Genomic DNA, 20,390 nt, shown 5'->3' on the forward strand with positions numbered 1-20,390 from the left:
CACACGTCAGAACTGCGACGACGCCGCGATCCGCGCGCGCGCCACCCGCGTCACACGGCGCGTCGTGCGGCTGTTTTCGAGCGCTTCGTCGGCGATCTCGCGCGCCGTCGGAGCGTCGGACCCGCTCACCCCGGGCACCACCCGCACCGGCGCCACGCGACGGGAATCCCGCGCCTGCGCGCTGTCCGGCTGGAAATGCTCGACCAGATGGTCGATGAACGTCCGCACCTTCGCCGGCAGATGCAGCCGGCTCGGATACGCAATCGTGATTTCGATGGGCGGCAGACTGTATGCGTCGAGCAGACGCACGAGCCGCCCCGCCGTCAGATCACGGCCGATCAGGTAGCTCGGCAGGATCGCCACGCCCATGCCGAGCAGCGCGAACTGCCGCAGCATCTCGGCGTTGTTCGCCGCGATCGCGTTGGTCGGCCGCACCCGCACTTCGCCGTCCGGCCCATTGAACAGGCGCTCCTCGCCGCCCTGCTCGGCCGGCCTGCTCAGGCACGAATGCCTGAGCAGATCCTCGGGGCGCTTCGGCGTGCCGTGTTGCGCCAGATACTCGGGCGTCGCGCAAACCGTCATGTAGCCGGTCGTCAACCGCCGCGTGACGATGCTCGCGCTGCGCATGTGCCGCGCAGCCAGGATGCCGACGTCGAAGCCCTCTTCGACCAGATCGACGTGGCGGTCGGCGAGCGTGACGTCGGGCACGACGTCGGGATAGCGCGCCGCGTACGACTGCACGACCGGCGCGAGACTGTGCAATCCGAACACGACCGGCGCGACGATGCGCAGCGTGCCGACCGGCTCGTGATTGCGCGCCACCACCATCTGCTCGACGCTTTCGAGATCGGCGAGGATGTGGCGTACGCGCTCCAGATAGGTCGCGCCGGATTCGGTCAGCGAAAGACGGCGGGTGGTGCGGTTCAGCAGTCGCGTGCCGAGCCGCGCTTCGAGATCCGCGACGTGCCGCGTGACGACCGCGGTGGACACATCCAGCGCGCCCGACGCGCCGACGAAACTGCCGAGGTCCGCCACCTTGACGAACACGCGCATCGACTGCAGTTGATTCATGGGACGACTCCTGCCTCGGTAAAGCCGGGCCGGCGCAACCGTTGCCGCCTGTGTCGACCCGCGCCGCATGGGCGCGCGCGGGTCCGCCCAACGCAACCGATTCTAGCGATAGGACATGTCCCAACCCTGACCCAGACATGACATTCCGGTCAGATTCGGCGCGGCGTGTCCATCGCGCCACTATTACGACGTCTATCGTGGATTTTAGCTAGGTATAAACCCTAGTTTGCTGGTAAGATGGCGGCCAAAGAAAGTTACCGCTACACCGCCATGCCACATCGTTTTCGTCTGCTGGAAAAGATCGCGTTTTCGCTGGTTTGCTGGTCGGCCGCCGCGAGCTCGGCCTATATCGGTTACGAGCGCTGCCCCGATATCAAGGTTGCCCTGCACGCCGGGGAAAAATTCCTCGACGCCAGCGGCCAATACGCGTTCGCGTGCGCGGCGCCCGCCGCCGAGGCCTGCGCGCAACTGCCGGTCGAATGATTTTTCCGCCTTGAACCGTATCTGATGCGCGATCCCTCCGGGTCGCGCATTCGCGCATCTGCGCCTCCAGGCTCAACGCCTACCGTTACGCATCGCGCCCGAACACCACGCGCGAGAAAAACCCCGCCAGCACCGTTTCGGCCATCTCCGCCGGCACATTCTGCGGATCGACCGTGTAGAAGAACTGCACGCCGTCGCACAGACCCATCAGGCCGATCGCGAGTTGCTCGGGCGGCATCGACATCGGCGTGCCCACGCGCTCCGAGAACTCGCGCACATAGGCGCTCAACTGTTCGATCTTTTCGTGCATGAACGCGTTGAAGCGCAGCCGGAAACGGCCGTCGCGCACCGCCAGTAGCTTCGCCTCGACCCACAACAGAAAACGCTTGTTCTCGCGATGCAGTGAGCTGTAGTAGCGCAGCACGCGCGCCTCCATCTCCTCGCGCGACGCCGCGCTTTCGAAGATCGCATGCAGGCCCGCCTGCATCGCTTCGTGATCGCGCCGCAATAGCTCCAGAAACAGCTCGGTCTTGCTGCGGAAGTTCGAATAGAACGCGCCGCGTGTATAGCCAGCCGCCGCCGCGATGTCCTCGACACTCGCCGCGACGAAGCCCTTCTTCATGAAAATTGCCTGCGCGGCATCGAGCAGCCGCTCCCGCGTCTGGTCCTTGCTCTGCTCTCTTGTCAGTCTTTGACGTTTCATGGCCGCAAGCCTAGCACCCAAAAGAATTCAAATCCATCTATACATTCAGATACATGAGTGTATTAGAATTCATCTCTTCATTCAAAGCCATCCCTGTATGCCATTAGCATGACGCGGCATGCGGGTCTTCGCTGGCGGGCCGCGCGGCTTGCCGTGTTCGTTCGCTGTCTCCAGTTGGGGTAATTGTGAAGCGTCCCGGTTCTCCCGCATCGTCAGCGATGCGCCAGCAGTCTCCCCCATCCTCTCACCGCGGTTTCTCCAGGCAGACCTGCGCGCTGGCGCTGGCAGGCGTGCTAGCGCTCGCGGCCTGCTCGAAGAAGGAAGCCGCGGCGCCCGCGCCGCGCCCGGTGGTCGCGCTCGCCGTGCATGCGGACGGCCACGCGCTGCAGGCGGCGTCGCTGCCCGGCGAAGTGCAGGCGCGCTACTCGACGCCGCTGTCGTTCCGCGTCGCCGGCAAGATCATCGAGCGGCGGGTACGGCTCGGCGACACGGTGAAAAGCGGCGAAGTCGTCGCGCTGCTCGACCCGGCCGATGCGCAGAAAAACGCCGCGAGCACGCAGGCGCAGCTCGACGCCGCGCAGCACAACCTCGTCTATGCGCAGCAGCAGCTCGAACGCGACAGGGCGCAGGCCAAAGAAAACCTGATCGCGCCCGCGCAGCTCGAACAGACCACCAACGCCTACGCGTCCGCGCTCGCGCAGCGCGATCAGGCGCAGCAGCAGGCGGCACTCGCGAAGAACCAGCTGCAGTACACGACGCTCGTCGCCGGTCATGCGGGCGTCATCACGGCTGAACAGGCGGACACGGGCCAGAACGTGTCGGCGGGTCAGGCCGTCTACAACCTCGCGTGGAGCGGCGACGTCGACGTGCTGTGCGACGTGCCCGAAAGCGCGCTCGCCGCATTCGCGGTCGGCCAGAACGCGAGCGTCACGCTCGCCGCGCTGCCGGGCCGCAAGCTCGGCGCACGCGTGCGCGAGCTGTCGCCGGCCGCCGATCCGCAGAGCCGCACCTGGCGCGCGCGTCTGACCCTGCTCGATGCCGGCGCCGACGTGCGCCTCGGCATGACCGCCGACGTCACGCCGGCCGTGCCGCTCGCCGCGGCGGCCGCTCAGCGCGGCGTGTTCACGCTGCCGGTCACCGCGCTGTTTCACGAGGGGCGCGAACCGGCCGTGTGGGTCGTGCGCGCCGCGGACAACACGCTCGAGCTGCGTCGCGTGACCGTCACGCGCTACTACGAGCGCACGTTCGTCGTCAGCGATGGCCTGAAAGATGGCGAAAGCGTCGTGCTGCAGGGCGTGCACACCGTGAGCGCCGGCCAGAAAGTTCGCGCGATCGCGCCGCTGCATCCCGAGGACTTCGCTTCATGAGCACGTCGCACGAAGAAGGACGCTTCAATCTGTCCGCGTGGGCGCTGCGTCATCAGGCGCTGGTCGTATTCCTGATCGCGCTCGCCACCGCGTTCGGCATCCTCGCCTACACGCGGCTCGCGCAGTCGGAAGACCCGCCCTTCACGTTCCGCGTGATGGTGATCCGCACGTTCTGGCCGGGTGCCACCGCGCGCCAGGTGCAGGAGCAGCTGACCGATCGCATCGGCCGCAAGCTGCAGGAAACGCCGTACATCGATTTCGTGCGCAGCTACTCGCGTCCCGGCGAATCGCTGATCTTCTTCACGATGAAGGACTCGGCGCCGGTGAGCCAGGTGCCCGAGACGTGGTACCAGGTGCGCAAGAAAGTCGGCGACATCGCGTCGACCTTGCCGCCGGGCATCCAGGGCCCGTTCTTCAACGACGAATTCGGCGACGTCTACACCAACATCTACACGCTCGAAGGCGACGGCTTTTCCGCCGCGCAACTGCACGATTACGCGGACCAGCTACGCTCGGTGCTGCTGCGCGTGCCGGGCGTCGGCAAGGTCGACTATTTCGGCGATCCCGATCAGCACATCTACATCGAGATCGCGAACACGCAGTTGACGCGTCTCGGCATCTCGCCACAACAGCTTGGGCAGGCGATCAACGCGCAGAACACGATCGCTCCCGCGGGTACGCTGACCACCACGGACGACCGCGTGTTCGTGCGCCCGAGCGGCCAGTTCAACGACGTGGGCGCGCTCGCCGACACGCTGATCCGCATCAACAACCGCACGCTCCGTCTCGGCGACATCGCGACGATCAAGCGCGGCTACGACGACCCGGTCGTCACACAGATGCGCTTCGGCGGCAAACCCGTACTCGGCATCGGCGTGACGATGCAGCCGGGCGGCGACGTGATCCGCCTCGGCCGCGCGCTCGATCAGCAGATGACGCAACTGCGCGCCGCGCTGCCCGCCGGATTGAATCTCGTCGAAGTATCGAGCATGCCGCACGCGGTCGCGCGCTCGGTCAACGACTTCCTCGAAGCGGTCGCCGAAGCGGTCGCGATCGTGCTGATCGTGAGCCTCGTGTCGCTCGGCGTGCGCACCGGCATGGTGGTCGTGATCTCGATTCCGGTGGTGCTCGCGGTCACCGCGTTGTGCATGTACCTGTTCGATATCGGCCTGCACAAGGTATCGCTCGGCACACTCGTGCTCGCGCTCGGCCTGCTCGTCGACGATGCGATCATCGCGGTCGAAATGATGTCGGTGAAGCTCGAGCAAGGCTGGAACCGCACGCGCGCCGCGGCCTTCGCGTACACCAGCACCGCGTTTCCGATGCTGACCGGCACGCTCGTCACCGTATCCGGCTTCCTGCCGATCGCGCTCGCGAAGTCGAGCACCGGCGAGTACACGCGCTCGATCTTTGAGGTGTCGGCGATCGCGCTGATCGCGTCGTGGCTCGCGGCGGTCGTGCTGATTCCGCTGCTCGGCTATCACATGCTGCCCGAGCGCAGGCGCCATGCGCACGAGCCTGACGATCACGAACATGACATCTACGACACGCGCTTCTACACGCGTTTGCGCGGCTGGATCGGCTGGTGCATCGAGCGGCGCTTCGTCGTGCTCGCGATCACCGTGCTGCTGTTCGTGCTCGCGATGGCCGGCTTCTCGCTCGTGCCGCAGCAATTCTTCCCGAGCTCGGACCGGCCGGAGTTGCTGGTCGATGTGCGGCTGCCCGAAGGCGCGTCGTTCGATGCAACGCTGCGCCAGGCGCAGCGCCTCGAACAGGTTCTCAAAGGGCGGCCTGAAATCGATCACTCAATCAGCTTCGTCGGCACCGGCGCGCCGCGCTTCTATCTGCCGCTCGATCAGCAATTGCAGCAGCCGAACTTCGCACAGTTCGTGATCACCGCGAAGTCGGTCAAGGATCGCGAGAAGCTCGCGCAGTGGCTCGAACCGGAGTTGCTCAACAACTTCCCGGCGATCCGCACGCGCCTGTCGCGCCTCGAGAACGGGCCGCCGGTCGGCTATCCGGTGCAGTTCCGCGTGAGCGGCGACGACATCGCGACCGTGCGCTCGATCGCCGAACGCGTCGCCGCGACGATGCGCGCCAATCGCGGCACGCGCAACGTGCAGTTCGACTGGGACGAACCCGCCGAGCGCTCGGTGCGCTTCGAGATCGACCAGAAACGCGCGCGCGAGCTCGGCGTGACGTCCGAAGACATCGCCAGCTTCCTCGCGATGACGATGTCCGGCTACACGGTCACGCAGTATCGGGAGCGCGACAAGCTGATCAGCGTCGATCTGCGCGCGCCGCGCGCCGAACGCGTCGACCCGTCGCGGCTGACCACGCTCGCGATGCCGACGCCCAACGGCCCGGTGCCGCTCGGCACGCTCGGACATCTGCGCAACGACCTCGAATACGGCGTGATCTGGGAACGCAACCGTCAGCCGACCATCACCGTGCAGTCGGACGTGTCGGCCGGCGCGCAAGGCATCGACGTCACGCACGCGGTGGACCGCGCGCTCGCGCCGATCCGCGCGACGCTGCCGGTCGGCTACCGGATCGAGATTGGCGGCTCCGTCGAGGAAAGCGCCAAGGGTCAAACCTCGATCAACGCGCAGATTCCGATCATGGTGATCGCGGTGCTCACGCTGCTGATGATCCAACTGCAAAGCTTCGCGCGCGTGCTGATGGTCGTGCTGACCGCGCCGCTCGGCCTGATCGGCGTCGTGCTCACCTTGCTGCTGTTCGGCCAGCCGTTCGGCTTCGTCGCGATGCTCGGCGTGATCGCGATGTTCGGCATCATCATGCGCAACTCGGTGATTCTCGTCGATCAGATCGAGCAGGACATTGCGTCGGGGCACAAGCGCTTCGATGCGATCGTCGGCGCGACCGTGCGGCGCTTCCGGCCGATCACGCTGACCGCCGCGGCCGCCGTGCTCGCGCTGATCCCGCTGCTGCGCTCGAACTTCTTCGGGCCGATGGCGAGCGCGCTGATGGGCGGCATCACGAGCGCGACGATCCTCACGCTGTTCTATCTGCCCGCGTTGTACGCCGCGTCGTTCCGCGTACGCGCCGACGAGCGCGAGCCGCAGACGCCGTCCGGTGCCGGCGCCACGCACACGGGTAACTGAGCATGAGCACAAGCACGACTATTCCTGCCCTCTCCCGCCACCGCCGCGCGCGCTTCGACGCGCTGGCCCGTACCACGCTTGCCACCAGCATCGCCAGCATCACCTGCATGCTCGGCGCCTGCTCGTTCGGACCGAACGGCGACGCGCCCGCGATGCCGCAGCCCGCGCACTACGGTGCCGAGCCGCTACCGACGCAAACCGTGCCCGCGCAGGGCGTCACGCAGCAGTTCGTGACCGGCGCGCAGCCGGTGCCCGAATGGTGGAAGCTGTACCGCTCGGATGCGCTGAACGCGCTCGTCGACGAAGGCCTGCGCAATAGTCCGACGCTCGACGCGACCGACCGCAGTCTCTCCGCCGCGCGCGAGCAATTGCGCGCGCAGGTCGGCAGCTCGCTGCTGCCGACCATCGACGCCGGCGGCCAGGTCACCCGCAATCGCGCGCTCGCGATCCCCGAGATCGGACCGAACACGTTTCTGTACAACGTGTTCGTCGGTCAGTTGCAGGCGCACTACACGTTCGATCTGTTCGGCGCCGCGCGTCTCGCGAACGCGGCGCTCGCCGCGCGCGTGAACGTGCAGGTCTACCAGCTCGAGGCGGCGCGGCGCGCGCTCGCCGCGAACATCGTGACCGCGACGATCACGAGCGCCGCGCTGCATGCTCAGATCGACACGACCGAGCGGCTCGTGGTCCTCGCCAACGATCAGGCACGCGATACCGAGCGGCGCTTCGCGCTCGGCGCGGTATCGCATGCCGATCTGCTGAACGCGCAGCAGAGCGCGGCGAGCGTGTCGGCAAGTCTGCCGGCGCTGAAGCAGCAGTGGCTCACTACGCGTCACGCGCTCGCGGTGCTGCTCGGCCGCACGCCCGATGCCGCGCCGGACGACATTGATCTCGCGCAGTTGCATGTGCCGGAGAAGGTCCCGGTCGTCGTGCCGTCGGAATTGCTGCGCACGCGGCCTGACATCGAGGCCGCCGACGCCGCGCTGAAGGCCGCTGCGACCGATGTCGGCGTCGCCACCGCGCAGATGTTCCCGAGTCTGTCGCTGTCGGCATCGATGGGACAAGGCGGGTTTAGCTGGCCGGTCGCGATGTCCGGTGCGGGGGCCATCTGGAGCATCGGCGCGTCGCTGTCGCAACCGCTGTTTCATGGCGGCGCGCTGCTCGCGCAGCGCCGCGCGGCGCAGCACACGTACGAAGCGAGCGTGTCGCAGTACAAACAGACTGTGCTGGCCGCGTTTCAGAACGTCGCCGACACGCTCGCCTCACTCGAGCACGACGCGCAGTCGCTCGACGCCGCGAACGTCGCCGCGCGTTCGGCACAGGGTGTGTTCAACGAGACCTCGGCGCGCTATCGGCTCGGCGCGCTGCCCGTCGCCGCGACGCGTTCGAGCGAGCAGCAATGGCGCAACGCGCAGCTCGATGAGATCCGCTATATGAGCGCGCGGCTGACGGATACGGCGGCGTTGTTTCAGGCGATGGGGAATCCGCTGGTTGATCAGGCAGGCGCATCATCGGCTGCGGCGACTTCGGCTTCTGCGCCTGCATCGGTTGGGACGACGAACACGGTGACATCCAACTAAATCTCGGATGATCTGACCATGAAGTTATCGGAACATCTTGCCGGCGCGAAACGCTACGAGGAGTGGGCACTTCAGTCCGCTTTTTCCGACGATGTGCCTCGCGTCGAGGTGTTTCGCCGCTGACATGACGGCATGCGGCGAGAGCGGGCCGGTGCCCGTATCGCTTAAGAATCCGCGGCCCCCCGCGCACCCGCCATCCGAGACATCAAGGCTTGTTCGACTCGAACAGATCCATGATCTGCTTCTTCTCGGTCGTCGACACGCTCGGCGGCGGCACCACCGGCGGCGTCATGCCCGCCGGGCCGACCCCGCCCACCGCATCGGTCGCGCCGGCCATCGGATTGCCCGAATCGAGACCGATGCTCGCGACGAAGCCTTGCCCCGGCAACTTGTCGGTAAAGAACAGCTCGCCGTTCATCACCGTCACACCGTCGGGTTGCTGCGGCTCGGCCTGTGGCACACCGCGCAGCGCGCGCTGCATGTACTCGACCCAGATCGGCAGCGCGAGCTGCGCGCCGAATTCGCGGCTGCCGAGACTCTTCGGCTGGTCGTAGCCCATCCACGCGACCGCCACCAGCGACTGCTGATAGCCGGCGAACCAGCCGTCCTTCGCGTCGTTGGTCGTGCCGGTCTTGCCCTGCAGGTCCGAGCGCTTCAACACGTTGGTGCCCGCGCCCGTACCCGCGGTCGCGACCGAGTGCAACAGGCTGTTCATGATGTATGCGTTACGCGGCTCGAGCGTGCGCGGTGCGTCGTGCCCAGCGACGAGCGGCTGCGCGCGCGAGATCGCCACGCCACGCGCGTCGGTCACTTCGTTGATCAGATACGGATTGATCCGGTAGCCGCCGTTCGCGAACACCGAGTACGCGCCCGCCGATTGCAGCGGCGTGACGAGGCCCGCCCCCAGCGCCATCGGCAGATACGGCGGGGTCTTGTCGGCGTCGAAGCCGAAGCGCTGCGTGACGAAGTCCTGCGCGTACCTGGTGCCGATGAACGACAGGATGCGGATCGACACGAGGTTCTTCGACTTCTGCAGCGCGAGGCGCATCGACATCGGACCATCAGGCTGGTCGTCGTCCTTCGGCTCCCACGCGTCGCCGCCCGGCGTGCTCGGCGGGAAGTACAGCGGCGCGTCGTTGATGATCGTCGCCGGTGCGAGCCCCTTGTCGAGCGCCGCCGAATAGATGAACGGCTTGAAGCTCGAACCCGGCTGCCGCCACGCTTGCGTTACATGGTTGAACTTGTTCTTGTTGAAGTCAAAACCGCCGATCAGCGCGCGGATCGCGCCGTCCTGCGGCGTCAGCGACACGAGCGCGCCCTCGACCTGCGGCAGCTGCGTGATCTGCCAGTTGCCCTTGTCGTCGGCGACGAGGCGCACGATCGAACCCGGCTTGATGCGCAGCGTCGCGTTCGCGCGCGGGCTCAGCGCCGCGGCGACGAAGCGCAGGCCGTCGCCCGACACCGTCACCTGGGTGCCGTCGACCAGTTGCGCGGCCACCTGCTTCGCGCTCGCGTCCGTCACCACGCCGGCGATGATCTCGCCGTTGTCCGGGTGATCGGTCAGCGCGTCGTCGATCGTCTGGTCGCGGTCGTCGCCCGCCTCGGGCAACTGCACGAAGCCTTCCGGTCCGCGATAGCCGTGGCGCCGCTCGTAGTCCATCACGCCCTTGCGCACCGCGCGATACGCGGCGTCCTGATCGGCGGAATCGATCGTGGTGGTCACGTTCAGGCCGCGCGTATAGGTTTCGTCCTTGTACTGCGCGTACATCATCTGCCGCACCATTTCGGCGACGTACTCGGCGTGCACGCTGTACTCGTTGCCCGGATTCTTCGTGTGAATCTCTTCCTTCACGGCCTGGTCGTACTGCTGCTGCGTGATGTAGTTCAGCTCGAGCATGCGTCGCAGAATGTACTCCTGACGGATCTTCGCGCGCTTCGGATTGACGACCGGGTTATACGCGGACGGCGCCTTCGGCAGGCCCGCGAGCATCGCGGCCTGGGCCAGCGTGAGGTCCTTCAGGTCCTTGCCGAAGTACACGCGCGCGGCCGCGGCGAAGCCGTACGCGCGCTCGCCCAGATAGATCTGGTTCATGTACAGCTCGAGGATCTGGTCTTTCGTCAGCGCGCGCTCGATCTTGTACGCGAGCAGCATCTCGTAGATCTTGCGCGTGTACGTCTTCTCGCTGGAGAGGAAGAAGTTGCGCGCGACCTGCATCGTGATCGTGCTCGCGCCCTGCGACGCGCCGCCATGCGCAAGGTCGGCGAAACCGGCGCGCAGGATGCCGACGAAGTCGACGCCGCCGTGTTCGTAAAAGCGGTAGTCCTCGATCGCGAGCACCGCTTTTTTCATCTGGTCGGGGATGTCCTGGAAGCGAACGAGGCTGCGCCGCTCCTCGCCGAATTCGCCGATCAGCACGTGATCGGCGGTGTAGACGCGCAGCGGCACTTTCGGGCGATAGTCGGTCAGCGCGTCGAGCGACGGCAATTGCGGCCCCATCACGACGAGCGCATAGCCGACGATCAGCGCCCCGACCACGACGAAGGTCGCGATCAGGCCGAAGAACCACAGCACGAGCGACGCGCCGATCGATCGACGGCCGCGCTCGGGCTCGCGCGAAGCGGCATTGCGTCCAGGGGTGCGTTGGTGGGAGTCCCGGTCTTCACCGGCCGGAGAGTTCGAGGAATGCGGTCGTTTGATGATTGGCATGACTGGAATAATGGGCCCGCAACTGCGCGCCTGTCTGCACGCGCTCGCGGCGCGCGCATGGGTCGTGTTCGACATCCTGGCCGGGACGTACGCCGCCCTGCGGACCTTGCCCCCGGCCGGCCGCACGGCACGCCTCGGACCATGTCCGGCGTAACGTAACAGCACATTTTAAAGAAATCGGCAGCGGTCCAAGGCAGTTTTTTTGTAAGAATTCCCTTTGCCGGCCGACTTTTCCTGGTAAGGGTCTGTAATTTCGCGCAGCGCGCATTGCAGCGTGCGCGCGACGCGCAGCTTATGCGGGGTTATCAACATTTTCTGTTGAAAGGGCTGTGGACAAACCGGCCGCAAACACTACAACTCATTGATGCCACGGGATTTTCGCACCGCGCTTGTTCCGTGGCGGCGCAACTCGTCATATGATGAACCCCGCGCGCGTCCCTCGATGCGCGTGACGGGGACCCCAACGGCGGGATCCAACGGCAGTTCCGATGACGGGTTCCGACACCGTATCCGAAGGCACGCGCCGATCCGCCCACGCTAACAAGACTGCGAGTCGATCATGTCCAAGCCCAGTGAGCGCATCGTCGTATTCGTCACGACCGCGCAGAAACGTGCGATCACCGCGACTGCCGAGGATCTGGGCATCAGCGTGAGTGAACTGATGCGGCGCGCGGTGCTTAGCTTCGGCGCGACCAGCGAGCAGGTCAAGGCCGCGAGCATCGTCGACCGGCTGCGCGCGCCGCGCGCGCCCGATCCGCTGAACGCGGCGCTGCAGCGCGTCGCACGCGGTACGCGCTATGCGCGCGCCGCGCTGCCGGTAGCGCTGCAAGCGGATGAGAAAGACGCGGCGGCTCCGGCGGCTGCTGGCGCGGCAAGCGCGGCTTCCGGCGCGGCCGAGGCCGTGGATTCGCCCTCGATGCAGCAAGCCGGTCGCCCCGCTCCCGTGACCGACGCTGTGGATGCCCCCGCCCCGCTGCTTCCCGCGGGCGTCGCCGCCGCGCTCGCCGCCGAGCAGGACGAACAGGCCGCGGCCACCGCCGAAGCCGTCGCGCGTCTGACGGCAGCACGAGCCGCCGAAAATGCGGAAAACGCCGAAGCGGACGCTATCGACAACGCCGCGTCGAAACAGCTGCCCGGCACGTCGGCGCGTCTGCGCAACTCACTCAAGCGCCGTCCCAACGACCAGGACTCCGACGACGACGAACCGCACAGCGACCCGAGCGCCGAAGGCGGCCGTTTCGCGTGACGCAAAGCGTGACGGAAAATTACTGCGCACCGAGCCGCAATCACTGCATCCGAGCGAGCAGGCGAGCGTACGCAACGAGTCCCCGTTGCATCTCGTTACATCGGTGACACCTGCGTGAAACGCCGCTCGGTAACGCCCGCCCACACCCGCAAACAGCGGCTTTTCGCGCATCGTTCGAGCCTTCGGGAAGCCGCATCGATTAAGCCATCTTTAAGACAGCCGGTGGTGTAATATCCGCCGTCAAGTCCATGATCCGCCGTCAAGTCCATGCCCATCGCGGCTTTCCATCATCGAGGCAATCCTCGACCGGCATTGCGCCTCAACAAAAACGGACCGCGCTATTGCAATTGGCAAGTGCGCCCCGAACTCCGGTCCGAACGTTGCGCCGCGTGGCGCACGGCGGCGTAAAGTAGCAGTAGTTCAAGGCAGTCAGGCGCGCACGCATCGTCGGCGCCGCTCACATTCTCTGGAGGTTTTCATGTCGCTTTTTGACAGCATTTCGCGCACGCTCAAAGGTCTTTTGAACGATGCGGCCGATTCGGTGCAGGATCCGTCGCGCGACTCGCGCCAGATCGTGCGCGAACTCGACGACAGCATCGGCAAGGCCGAAAACTCGCTGATCGAGATTCAGGCGCAGGTCGCCACCCAGCAAAGCAAGCGCGATGTTGCCGCGGACAAGGCGAAGAAGTATGAAGACGGTGCTCGCCGTGCGCTGCAGTCCGGCGACGAAGCGCTCGCGCGTGAAGCGCTCGGCGCGCAGGCCACGGCCGAAGCCGAACGCGATGCGCTGACCAAAGAACTGACTTCGCTGGAGCCGTCGGTCGCGCAACTGAAGAGCCAGATCGAGGACATGCGCACGCGCCGCAACGACCTGAACGCGCGCTCGAACATCCTGCAAGCCAAGGAGCAGATCGCGCAGGCGAAAGATACCGCGGCCACCGCACTCGGCGGCATCGGCGGCAAGAACCTGTCCGAGGATTTCCAGAAGCTCGAAGATAAAGTCGCGCTGTCGAACGCGCGTTCCGACGCACGTCTGAACTCCGCCGACGAGAAAAGCGGCAAGGCGCTCGACGACAAGCTCGCGGATCTGAACCGCGGCCCGTCCGTCGACGATCGGCTCGAAGCGCTGAAGAAGCAGCTCAATACGCCGGCGCAGTAAGTGCTGGATGCGTGTACTTCCTCGCAGCAAGTACACGCAGCAATGACAGCAGTAGCAGTACATGCCGGTGCGCTCGCTTCTGAACGGACCGGCATACCGGCCGCCACAGGCAGCCACCGCAATCGACTGATGGAGACGGGCGCGCCCCGCCCGGTCCGCAAATGAAAAAACTTTTCGCAACCGCCTTCGCTTCGCTGCTGCTCGTGTCGGCCGCGGCGTTCGCGGTGCCGAGCGCCCAGCAAATCGAATCGGCGATGTCGCAGGGCAACTGGCAGCAGGCCGACGCCGGCCTCACCGAAGTGTTGCAAGCGCATCCGAACAACGCACACGCGCACTATCTGTACGCCCAGGTGCTCGATCGCGAAGGCCGTTCCGCCGAAGCGCTCGCGCAGCTCCAACAGGCAAAGACGCTCGATCCGCAGATCCGCTTCACCGACCCGAGCCGCTTCGCGCAAACCGAAGCGCGCCTGCGCCGCGACGCGGAACGCGCGGGCGGCAACGTCACCCGTCACGCCGCGAATCCGTTCGCGCAGCAGAATGCGCCTGCTGTGCAGCAACAGTCGGCGATGATATCGCAAGCGCAACAACGGCATGGTCCGGGGGTGGGTATGTGGATCGGTATCATTGTTCTGATCGCGGTGATCGCGCTCGTACTGCGCTGGACCTTGCGCCGCGCGCGCAGCCAGGAAGACACGCGCGCCGACGAGGACCGCCGCGCGCAATTGAAGCGCGCCACCGACATGCTCAACACGGTGCGTTCGATCAAGCTCGACGTGAAGCTATCCACCGCGCCGGGTCACGAGTTGCTCGAGAAAGACGTCGAAGCGACCGAAGAACAGTTGCGCGGCGCCGTCGAAACGCTGTCGAACGGCAAGAATCCGCTGCCGCCCTATGCACTCGACGAATTCGAGCAGCGCATCGCGAGCCTGCGCGCGCGCGCCGACGGCCGGCCCGATCCGACCGCTGCGTCCGTGGGCAGCGCTCAGCAATCGACGTACGCGCAGGAAGCCGAGCGCTTCGGCAACCCGCAACCGCCTTATCCGCAACAGGGTCCCTATCAGCAGCAACCGCAGGTCATCGTGCAGCAAGGCGGTGGCATGGGTGGCGGCATGGGCGGCCTGCTGACCGGCGTGCTGCTTGGCGAGGCGCTCAGTCATGGGCGTGACCGCGTAGTCGAGCGCGACGTGGTCGTCGACCCCGACGAACTGCGCCGGCGCGGCGACGACGGCGGAAACGGCGGCGGCCTCGACTTCGGTCAGGGTTCGAACGACTGGAACGATGACGGCAGCGGCGGCGGCATCGACATGGGCAGCAACGACGATTCCGGCGGTTGGACCGATACCTGATCGAACCCGATCGATCCGCGTCGAATGAAAAGACAGGCTCCTTCGCGGAGCCTGTTTTTTGCCTGCCGGTTTTGTGTACCGCCTTCGTTCAAGTCAGGCCCGCGCCGACTCCGCCTGGCTACCCTCGTGCTGCGCGAGCACGGCCGCTCCCGCAAACAGCCGCACGATGAAACGTTCCGCGTAATCGATCAATGCGTCGCGGCGCGCGCCGTTCGCATCGATGTATTCAGCGGATAGATGAAACAGTTGCAGCACGATCTGCGTGCAGACTTCGTCGACGGTCTCGCGCGCGAGTCGCGGCATCAATTCGAGCTGCACGACGTCGTCCGCCATCTCCGCCGACACCTCGTGCAGGTTCGCGCGCACCGCTTCGCGCAAAGCCGGCGACGTGCCGTGGTATTCGGCCAGCGCGCTCAGGAACGCCTCGCGGTTCGCGAGCGCGAACGCGAAAAACGCGACGCACGCGCGCCGCGGCACGCTGTGCGGTTCGTCGTGCGCGGCGAGCCAGCGCTCGCGCCGCAGCATCGGCCGAAGCCGTCGGCTCACCGAGGCGACGGCTTCATGCGCAAGCTCGTCGAGCGCGCTGAAATGGCGGTAGAACGTGTTCGGATTGAGCCCCGCCTCGCGTGCGAGCTCGCGCAAGCCGAGGCTCGCGAAACTGCGGCCGCCGGCGGTCAACCGCAGCGCGGCTTCGATCAGTTTGCGCTTGCCGGGCGGCAACTCCGGGCCGGCGACGGACGCTGCTTCGGGGACGGTCGTCATCGTGCGTTCAATCGTCGCGCGGTATGCGCGTTTAATAGCTGCACTCTAAACGATCTTGACGCGATGTGTACAGTTGTCTACCCTGCGCGTTAAGCCGTGTGTAGACAGCTGTAGACGCGCGATTTCGCCCCTGCCCGTCGCGCCGCGCGAGTCCAGCGCGCTGCGCATTGCGATCGTCGGCAGTGGCTTTGCCGGCATCGGCATGGCCATCCGTCTGCAGCAAACGGGCATCACGTCGTTTACGATCTATGAGGCCGCGAGCGGCATCGGCGGCACGTGGCGTGACAATACCTACCCCGGCGCGGCCTGCGATGTCCCCTCGCATCTCTATTCGTTCTCGTTCGAGGCGAATCCGGCGTGGTCGCGCTCGTTCAGCAGCCAGGCCGAAATTCTCGCGTATCTGCAGCACTGCGCGCGCAAGTACGGCGTCGATCGCTACGTGCGTTGCAATGCGAAAGTGAGCGCCGCGCGCTTCGACGAAGCGCGGCAGATCTGGCTCGTCGAGCTCGACACGAACGGCGCGCGCGAAATCGTCGAGGCCGACGTGCTGATCGCCGCGAACGGTCCGCTGTCGCGTCCCGCGCTGCCGCGCATCGCCGGCATCGAACGTTTCGAGGGCAAGCTGTTCCATTCGGCGCGCTGGGATCACGCCTATCCGCTCGACGGCAAACGCGTCGCGGTCATCGGCACCGGCGCGAGCGCGATCCAGTTCGTGCCGAAAATCCAGCCGCGCGTCGCGCATCTGGCTCTGTTCCAGCGCACCGCGCCGTGGGTGATGCCGAAGCGCGATAAGCCGATCGGCCTGCGCGCGCAATGGCTGTTCCGTACGCTGCCGTTCACGCAGCGCTTCGTTCGCAGCCCGATCTATTGGCAGCTCGAGTCGCGTGGGATCGCGTTCGTCGTCAATCCGAAGCTGATGAAGATGCCGATGAAGTTCGGTCTCAGCTATCTGCAGCGACGCGTCAAGGACCCGGCGCTGCGCGCGAAGCTCACGCCGAACTACCGGCTCGGCTGCAAGCGCGTGCTGCTGTCGAGCGACTATTACCCGGCCGTCTGTCAGCCGAACGTCGACGTCGTGACGAGCGGTATCCGCGAGATCGTCGCGGATGGCATCGTGACCGACGACGGCGTGCACCACCACGCGGACGCGATCATCTGCGGCACCGGCTTCCAGGTCAACGACGTGCCCGCGCCGTTCGAAGTGACCGGCCTCGACGGCACCGACCTCAGCACGCTATGGCTGCGCGATGGCCCCGAGGCCTATCTCGGCACGAGCATCGCGAACTTCCCGAACTTCTTCATGATCGTCGGCCCGAACACGGGGCTCGGCCATAACTCGATGATCTACATGATCGAGTCGCAACTGCGATATATCGGCGATTGCCTGCGCGTGCTGCGCAAACAGAATGCGCGCACGATGACCTTGCGCGCCGACGTGCAGCGCGATTTCAACACGCGTTTGCAACAGGAGATGCGGCACGCGGTGTGGACGAGCGGCTGCCGCAGCTGGTATCAGACGCAGAGCGGCAAAGTCACCGCGATCTGGCCCGGCTTCACGTTCAGCTTTCGCAAGCGTACGCGCCGCGTGCGGCCGCAGGATTACCGCTTCGCGCGTTGAGTCCGCACAATGGCAATCCGGCGCCGCGGGCATGGGCCGGCGCATTCGTTACCCGCCACCGCTCAGCAACTGCAACAGCTCCCACAGAAACTTCACGATGATCACGATCAGTTCCCACAGCCGATAGAGCGGTTGCCAGTCCAGCACGCGCAGAAGGGACTCGATCATCGCTATCGTCAGAAGAAGTGAGTGCCGCGATTTCCAGTTCGGTCACGCGTGGCGCGCGATGCCCGCGCGTCGCGCAAGCTCAAACCGCCATCACGGCCCGCCTGCGCTCCGCGCGCTGCATGAAGAAGTTCGCCGCGACGACGCCGACCGTGACGACCGCGATGAACAGCGTCGCGAGCGCATTCATCTCCGGGTTCAGACCAAGTCGCACGCGCGAGAACACGACGAGCGGCAAGGTCGTCGAACCGGGACCCGACAGGAACGCGGACAGCACCAGGTCGTCGATCGACAGCGTGAACGACAGCAGCCAGCCCGCCACCAGCGCCTGTGAGATCAGCGGCAGCGTGACGAAGAAGAACACGCGCAGCGGTGTCGCGCCGAGGTCGAGCGCGGCTTCCTCGAGCGACGGATGCAGTTCGCGCACGCGCGATTGCACGATGATCGCGACGTACGAAATACACAGCATCACGTGACCGATCCAGATCGTGAAGATGCCGCGTTCGGCCGGCCAGCCGATCCAGCGCGCCATTTCGATGAACAGCAGCAACAGCGAGATGCCCTGAATCACTTCGGGGATCACCAGCGGCGCGTTGATCATGCCGGTGTACAGCGTGAAGCCGCGAAAGCGCCCCATACGCGCGAGCACGAAGCCGGCCCACGTACCGATGATCACCGACGCGAACGCCGTGAGCAGGCCGATACGCAGCGACAGCCACGCCGACGTGATCAGCTCGCCGTCCTGCAACAGCGCCGCGTACCAGCGCGTCGAGAAGCGCGTCCACACCGTCACCAGTTGCGATTCGTTGAACGAATACACGACGAGGCTGACGATCGGGATATACAGAAACAGAAAGCCGACGCCCAGAGCGATCAGCTGCAGCATGCGATTCGGCTTCATTGGCGGCCCTCCTCCAATGCCTTCGCCTGGGCATGCTGGAACAGCGCCATCGGCACCAGCAGCAGCAACACCATCGCGCATGTGACGGCGGACGCCATCGGCCAGTCGGCGTTGTCGAAGAACTCATTCCACATCACGCGGCCGATCATCAGCGTGTTCGCGCCGCCGAGCAGCTCAGGAATCACGTACTCGCCGACCGCCGGAATGAACACCAGCAGACAGCCCGCGATGATGCCGTTCTTCGACAGCGGCAGCGTGATCTGCCAGAACGCCTTCCACGGCTTCGCGCCGAGGTCGTAGGCGGCTTCCAGCAAGGTCAGGTCCATTTTCACGAGATGCGCGTACAGCGGCATCACGAGAAACGGCAGGTACGAATAGACCATGCCGATATAGACCGCCGTGTTCGTGTGATACAGCTCGATCGGCGAATGGATCAAGCCGACCGACATCAGGAAGTTATTCAGCAGCCCGTTGTTCTTCAGAATGCCGATCCATGCGTACACGCGGATCAGGAACGAGGTCCAGAATGGCAGCATCACGGCCATCATCAGCAGATTGCGGGTGGCCGGATTGGAGCGCGCGATGTAGTACGCCATCGGATAGCCGATCAGCAGACACAGCACGGTCGAAATCGCCGCGACCACGACCGAATTCACATAGGTCGCGAAGTACAGGCTGTCGGTCAACAGAAACGCGTAGTGCGACAGATCCAGCGTGATGTGCAGCGCGCCTTCCGCGAAGGTGACGAGCTGCGTGTACGGCGGAATGCCGAGCTGCGAATCGGCGAAGCTGATCTTCACGACCAGCAGGAACGGCACGAGGAAGAACAGCAGCAGCCAGATGAACGGCCCCGCCACCACCGCGGTGCGTCCCCTGAACTTCAGACGCCGCACGGGCCACGCGAAAAACGACGAAAGCGCCTCTTTCATGACGTCAGCACCACGCCGGCCGATGCGCTCCAGCGCACGTAGACTTCGTCGCCCCAGGATGGCGGATCGATTTCAGTGAGCGCCAGGCTCGTCACGTTCGCGATCACGGTCTTGCCGCCGTCGAGCTTCACGTGATACAGCGAATAGCCGCCCATGTACGCGATATTCGTGACGACGCCCCTGCCCCAGTTGTAGGCGCCCTCCGGCGGCTTACGCGTGAGGGCGATGCGTTCGGGGCGCACCGAGATCGTCACCGGCATGCCTAGCGGACCGGTGATGCCGTGATTGACGTGCAAATGGCACGTCAGATCCGGCGTTTCGATGAACACGTGATCGGGCTCGTCCTCGACCGTGCGGCCTTCGAACAGATTGGTCGAGCCGATGAATTCCGCCGAGAAACGGCTGTTCGGGTACTCGTAGACTTCATGCGGCGTGCCGAGCTGCACGATCTGGCCTTCGCTCATCACGGCGAGGCGGTTGGCCATCGTCATCGCTTCCTCCTGATCGTGCGTGACCATCATGCAGGTGACGCCGACCTGGTCGAGAATGTTGACGAGCTCGATCTGCGTGCGCTGGCGGATCTGCTTGTCGAGCGCCGACATCGGCTCGTCGAGCAGCAGCAGCTTCGGCCGCTTGACGAGCGAGCGCGCGAGCGCAACGCGCTGCTGCTGCCCGCCCGACAGCTGATGCGGCTTGCGCTTCGCGAAGCGGCCCATCTGCACGAGTTCGAGCGCGTTGTGCAGGCGATCTTTCAGCTCGGCCTTCGGCACACCTTCCTGCTTGAGGCCGAACGCGACGTTCGCCTCGACCGTCATGTGCGGAAAGAGCGCGTACGACTGGAACATCATGTTGACCGGCCGGCGATACGGCGGCAGTTGCGCGAGATCTTCGCCATCGATCAGGATCTTGCCCGACGTCACGGTTTCGAGCCCGGCCATCATGCGCAGGAGGGTCGACTTGCCGCAGCCCGAGCTGCCGAGCAGCGCGAACAGCTCGCCCTTCTTCACCGTCAGATTGACCCCTTTGACCGCGACGGTCTCGCCGAACTTCTTCACGACATCGACGATCTGGATGAACTGCTCCGCTGCGTCTCCCGTCACGGCGTTCGAGCCCGTCGACGGCACGGCCGTCCCGGCCAGCGCGCCCGGCTGGTCACTACTCATCATAATGCTGCTTCACTCCGGCGTTTGACGAACAAAGCCCCCGGTGAACACCGAGGGCTTCATAG

Annotated in this window: 16 protein-coding genes; 9 read left to right on the plus strand and 7 right to left on the minus strand. The window is 65.6% G+C overall.

What is annotated here, in order from left to right:
- Positions 1–6: 6 nt before the first annotated feature.
- On the minus strand, positions 7–1,071 hold the full coding sequence (locus OKW29_RS26315; RefSeq protein ID WP_429293177.1) for a LysR family transcriptional regulator: 1,065 nt from the start codon (positions 1,069–1,071) through the stop codon (positions 7–9).
- 270 nt (positions 1,072–1,341) lie between these two features.
- Between OKW29_RS26315 and OKW29_RS26320 the strand changes: the two genes are divergently transcribed.
- On the plus strand, positions 1,342–1,554 hold the full coding sequence (locus tag OKW29_RS26320) for a hypothetical protein (protein ID WP_187618438.1): 213 nt from the start codon (positions 1,342–1,344) through the stop codon (positions 1,552–1,554).
- A gap of 85 nt (positions 1,555–1,639) precedes the next feature.
- On the opposite strand, the gene OKW29_RS26325 is transcribed toward OKW29_RS26320, so the two are convergent.
- Positions 1,640–2,257 (minus strand): TetR/AcrR family transcriptional regulator, encoded by a 618-nt coding sequence (locus tag OKW29_RS26325; RefSeq protein ID WP_187630409.1) that lies wholly within the window; start codon positions 2,255–2,257, stop codon positions 1,640–1,642.
- A gap of 218 nt (positions 2,258–2,475) precedes the next feature.
- On the opposite strand from OKW29_RS26325, the gene OKW29_RS26330 reads away from it, so the two are divergent.
- Genes OKW29_RS26330 through OKW29_RS26340 form a run of 3 tightly spaced genes read left to right on the plus strand, consistent with a single transcriptional unit; the run spans position 2,476 to position 8,329 of the window.
- Positions 2,476–3,624 carry an efflux RND transporter periplasmic adaptor subunit gene (locus tag OKW29_RS26330; protein WP_429293178.1) on the plus strand — a complete coding sequence of 383 codons (1,149 nt, stop codon included), beginning with the start codon at positions 2,476–2,478 and terminating at the stop codon, positions 3,622–3,624.
- On the plus strand, positions 3,621–6,749 hold the full coding sequence (locus tag OKW29_RS26335) for an efflux RND transporter permease subunit (protein ID WP_429293179.1): 3,129 nt from the start codon (positions 3,621–3,623) through the stop codon (positions 6,747–6,749). Before OKW29_RS26330 ends, OKW29_RS26335 begins: the two co-directional genes overlap by 4 nt.
- A gap of 2 nt (positions 6,750–6,751) precedes the next feature.
- Entirely contained in the window at positions 6,752–8,329 is a 1,578-nt protein-coding gene (locus tag OKW29_RS26340) for an efflux transporter outer membrane subunit (protein ID WP_429293180.1), read from the plus strand.
- 205 nt (positions 8,330–8,534) lie between these two features.
- Here OKW29_RS26340 and OKW29_RS26345 read toward each other — a convergent pair whose 3' ends face one another.
- Positions 8,535–11,036 carry a penicillin-binding protein 1A gene (locus tag OKW29_RS26345; RefSeq protein ID WP_429293181.1) on the minus strand — a complete coding sequence of 834 codons (2,502 nt, stop codon included), beginning with the start codon at positions 11,034–11,036 and terminating at the stop codon, positions 8,535–8,537.
- On the opposite strand from OKW29_RS26345, the gene OKW29_RS26350 reads away from it, so the two are divergent.
- From OKW29_RS26350 to OKW29_RS26365, 4 genes are all read left to right on the plus strand, one after another.
- Positions 11,035–11,190, plus strand: coding sequence for a hypothetical protein (locus tag OKW29_RS26350; RefSeq protein ID WP_429293182.1), 156 nt, complete (start codon positions 11,035–11,037; stop codon positions 11,188–11,190). The two genes, OKW29_RS26345 and OKW29_RS26350, sit on opposite strands and share 2 nt — an antisense overlap.
- Positions 11,191–11,595: 405 nt before the next feature.
- Positions 11,596–12,282 carry a hypothetical protein gene (locus OKW29_RS26355; RefSeq protein ID WP_429293183.1) on the plus strand — a complete coding sequence of 229 codons (687 nt, stop codon included), beginning with the start codon at positions 11,596–11,598 and terminating at the stop codon, positions 12,280–12,282.
- A 478-nt stretch (positions 12,283–12,760) separates the two neighbouring features.
- On the plus strand, positions 12,761–13,441 hold the full coding sequence (locus OKW29_RS26360; protein ID WP_429293184.1) for a PspA/IM30 family protein: 681 nt from the start codon (positions 12,761–12,763) through the stop codon (positions 13,439–13,441).
- 161 nt (positions 13,442–13,602) lie between these two features.
- Positions 13,603–14,787: a tetratricopeptide repeat protein gene (locus tag OKW29_RS26365; RefSeq protein WP_429293185.1), complete on the plus strand. Its 1,185-nt coding sequence runs from the start codon at positions 13,603–13,605 to the stop codon at positions 14,785–14,787.
- A gap of 93 nt (positions 14,788–14,880) precedes the next feature.
- Here OKW29_RS26365 and OKW29_RS26370 read toward each other — a convergent pair whose 3' ends face one another.
- Positions 14,881–15,549, minus strand: a complete 669-nt coding sequence (locus OKW29_RS26370) for a TetR family transcriptional regulator (RefSeq protein ID WP_429293186.1) — start codon at positions 15,547–15,549, stop codon at positions 14,881–14,883.
- Between the two features lie 130 nt (positions 15,550–15,679).
- Between OKW29_RS26370 and OKW29_RS26375 the strand changes: the two genes are divergently transcribed.
- On the plus strand, positions 15,680–17,167 hold the full coding sequence (locus tag OKW29_RS26375; RefSeq protein ID WP_429294939.1) for a flavin-containing monooxygenase: 1,488 nt from the start codon (positions 15,680–15,682) through the stop codon (positions 17,165–17,167).
- Positions 17,168–17,414: 247 nt separating this feature from the next.
- On the opposite strand, the gene OKW29_RS26380 is transcribed toward OKW29_RS26375, so the two are convergent.
- The 3 genes from OKW29_RS26380 to OKW29_RS26390 are packed head-to-tail and all read right to left on the minus strand — an operon-like array spanning position 17,415 to position 20,325.
- Complete coding sequence (locus OKW29_RS26380; protein ID WP_429293187.1) at positions 17,415–18,233, minus strand: ABC transporter permease subunit; 819 nt, start codon at positions 18,231–18,233, stop codon at positions 17,415–17,417.
- Positions 18,230–19,162, minus strand: coding sequence for an ABC transporter permease subunit (locus OKW29_RS26385; protein WP_184056787.1), 933 nt, complete (start codon positions 19,160–19,162; stop codon positions 18,230–18,232). The genes OKW29_RS26380 and OKW29_RS26385 overlap by 4 nt, the downstream gene beginning before the upstream one ends.
- Complete coding sequence (locus OKW29_RS26390) at positions 19,159–20,325, minus strand: ABC transporter ATP-binding protein (protein WP_184022680.1); 1,167 nt, start codon at positions 20,323–20,325, stop codon at positions 19,159–19,161. Before OKW29_RS26390 ends, OKW29_RS26385 begins: the two co-directional genes overlap by 4 nt.
- Between the last annotated feature and the right edge of the window lie 65 nt (positions 20,326–20,390).

Origin of the sequence: Paraburkholderia sp. CI3, from assembly GCF_050436505.1 — a bacterium.
Taxonomy (GTDB): Bacteria; Pseudomonadota; Gammaproteobacteria; order Burkholderiales; family Burkholderiaceae; genus Paraburkholderia; species Paraburkholderia tuberum.

What these genes read in the sequence shown, in the direction of transcription:
- OKW29_RS26345 (WP_429293181.1), bottom strand. Translation starts at nt 11,036, where the DNA reads ATGCCAATCATCAAACGACCGCATTCCTCGAACTCTCCGGCCGGTGAA.
- OKW29_RS26335 (WP_429293179.1), top strand. Translation starts at nt 3,621, where the DNA reads ATGAGCACGTCGCACGAAGAAGGACGCTTCAATCTGTCCGCGTGGGCG.
- OKW29_RS26340 (WP_429293180.1), top strand. Translation starts at nt 6,752, where the DNA reads ATGAGCACAAGCACGACTATTCCTGCCCTCTCCCGCCACCGCCGCGCG.
- OKW29_RS26325 (WP_187630409.1), bottom strand. Translation starts at nt 2,257, where the DNA reads ATGAAACGTCAAAGACTGACAAGAGAGCAGAGCAAGGACCAGACGCGG.
- OKW29_RS26385 (WP_184056787.1), bottom strand. Translation starts at nt 19,162, where the DNA reads ATGAAAGAGGCGCTTTCGTCGTTTTTCGCGTGGCCCGTGCGGCGTCTG.
- OKW29_RS26315 (WP_429293177.1), bottom strand. Translation starts at nt 1,071, where the DNA reads ATGAATCAACTGCAGTCGATGCGCGTGTTCGTCAAGGTGGCGGACCTC.
- OKW29_RS26390 (WP_184022680.1), bottom strand. Translation starts at nt 20,325, where the DNA reads ATGAGTAGTGACCAGCCGGGCGCGCTGGCCGGGACGGCCGTGCCGTCG.
- OKW29_RS26320 (WP_187618438.1), top strand. Translation starts at nt 1,342, where the DNA reads ATGCCACATCGTTTTCGTCTGCTGGAAAAGATCGCGTTTTCGCTGGTT.
- OKW29_RS26365 (WP_429293185.1), top strand. Translation starts at nt 13,603, where the DNA reads ATGAAAAAACTTTTCGCAACCGCCTTCGCTTCGCTGCTGCTCGTGTCG.
- OKW29_RS26330 (WP_429293178.1), top strand. Translation starts at nt 2,476, where the DNA reads ATGCGCCAGCAGTCTCCCCCATCCTCTCACCGCGGTTTCTCCAGGCAG.
- OKW29_RS26350 (WP_429293182.1), top strand. Translation starts at nt 11,035, where the DNA reads ATGACTGGAATAATGGGCCCGCAACTGCGCGCCTGTCTGCACGCGCTC.
- OKW29_RS26380 (WP_429293187.1), bottom strand. Translation starts at nt 18,233, where the DNA reads ATGAAGCCGAATCGCATGCTGCAGCTGATCGCTCTGGGCGTCGGCTTT.
- OKW29_RS26370 (WP_429293186.1), bottom strand. Translation starts at nt 15,549, where the DNA reads ATGACGACCGTCCCCGAAGCAGCGTCCGTCGCCGGCCCGGAGTTGCCG.
- OKW29_RS26360 (WP_429293184.1), top strand. Translation starts at nt 12,761, where the DNA reads ATGTCGCTTTTTGACAGCATTTCGCGCACGCTCAAAGGTCTTTTGAAC.
- OKW29_RS26355 (WP_429293183.1), top strand. Translation starts at nt 11,596, where the DNA reads ATGTCCAAGCCCAGTGAGCGCATCGTCGTATTCGTCACGACCGCGCAG.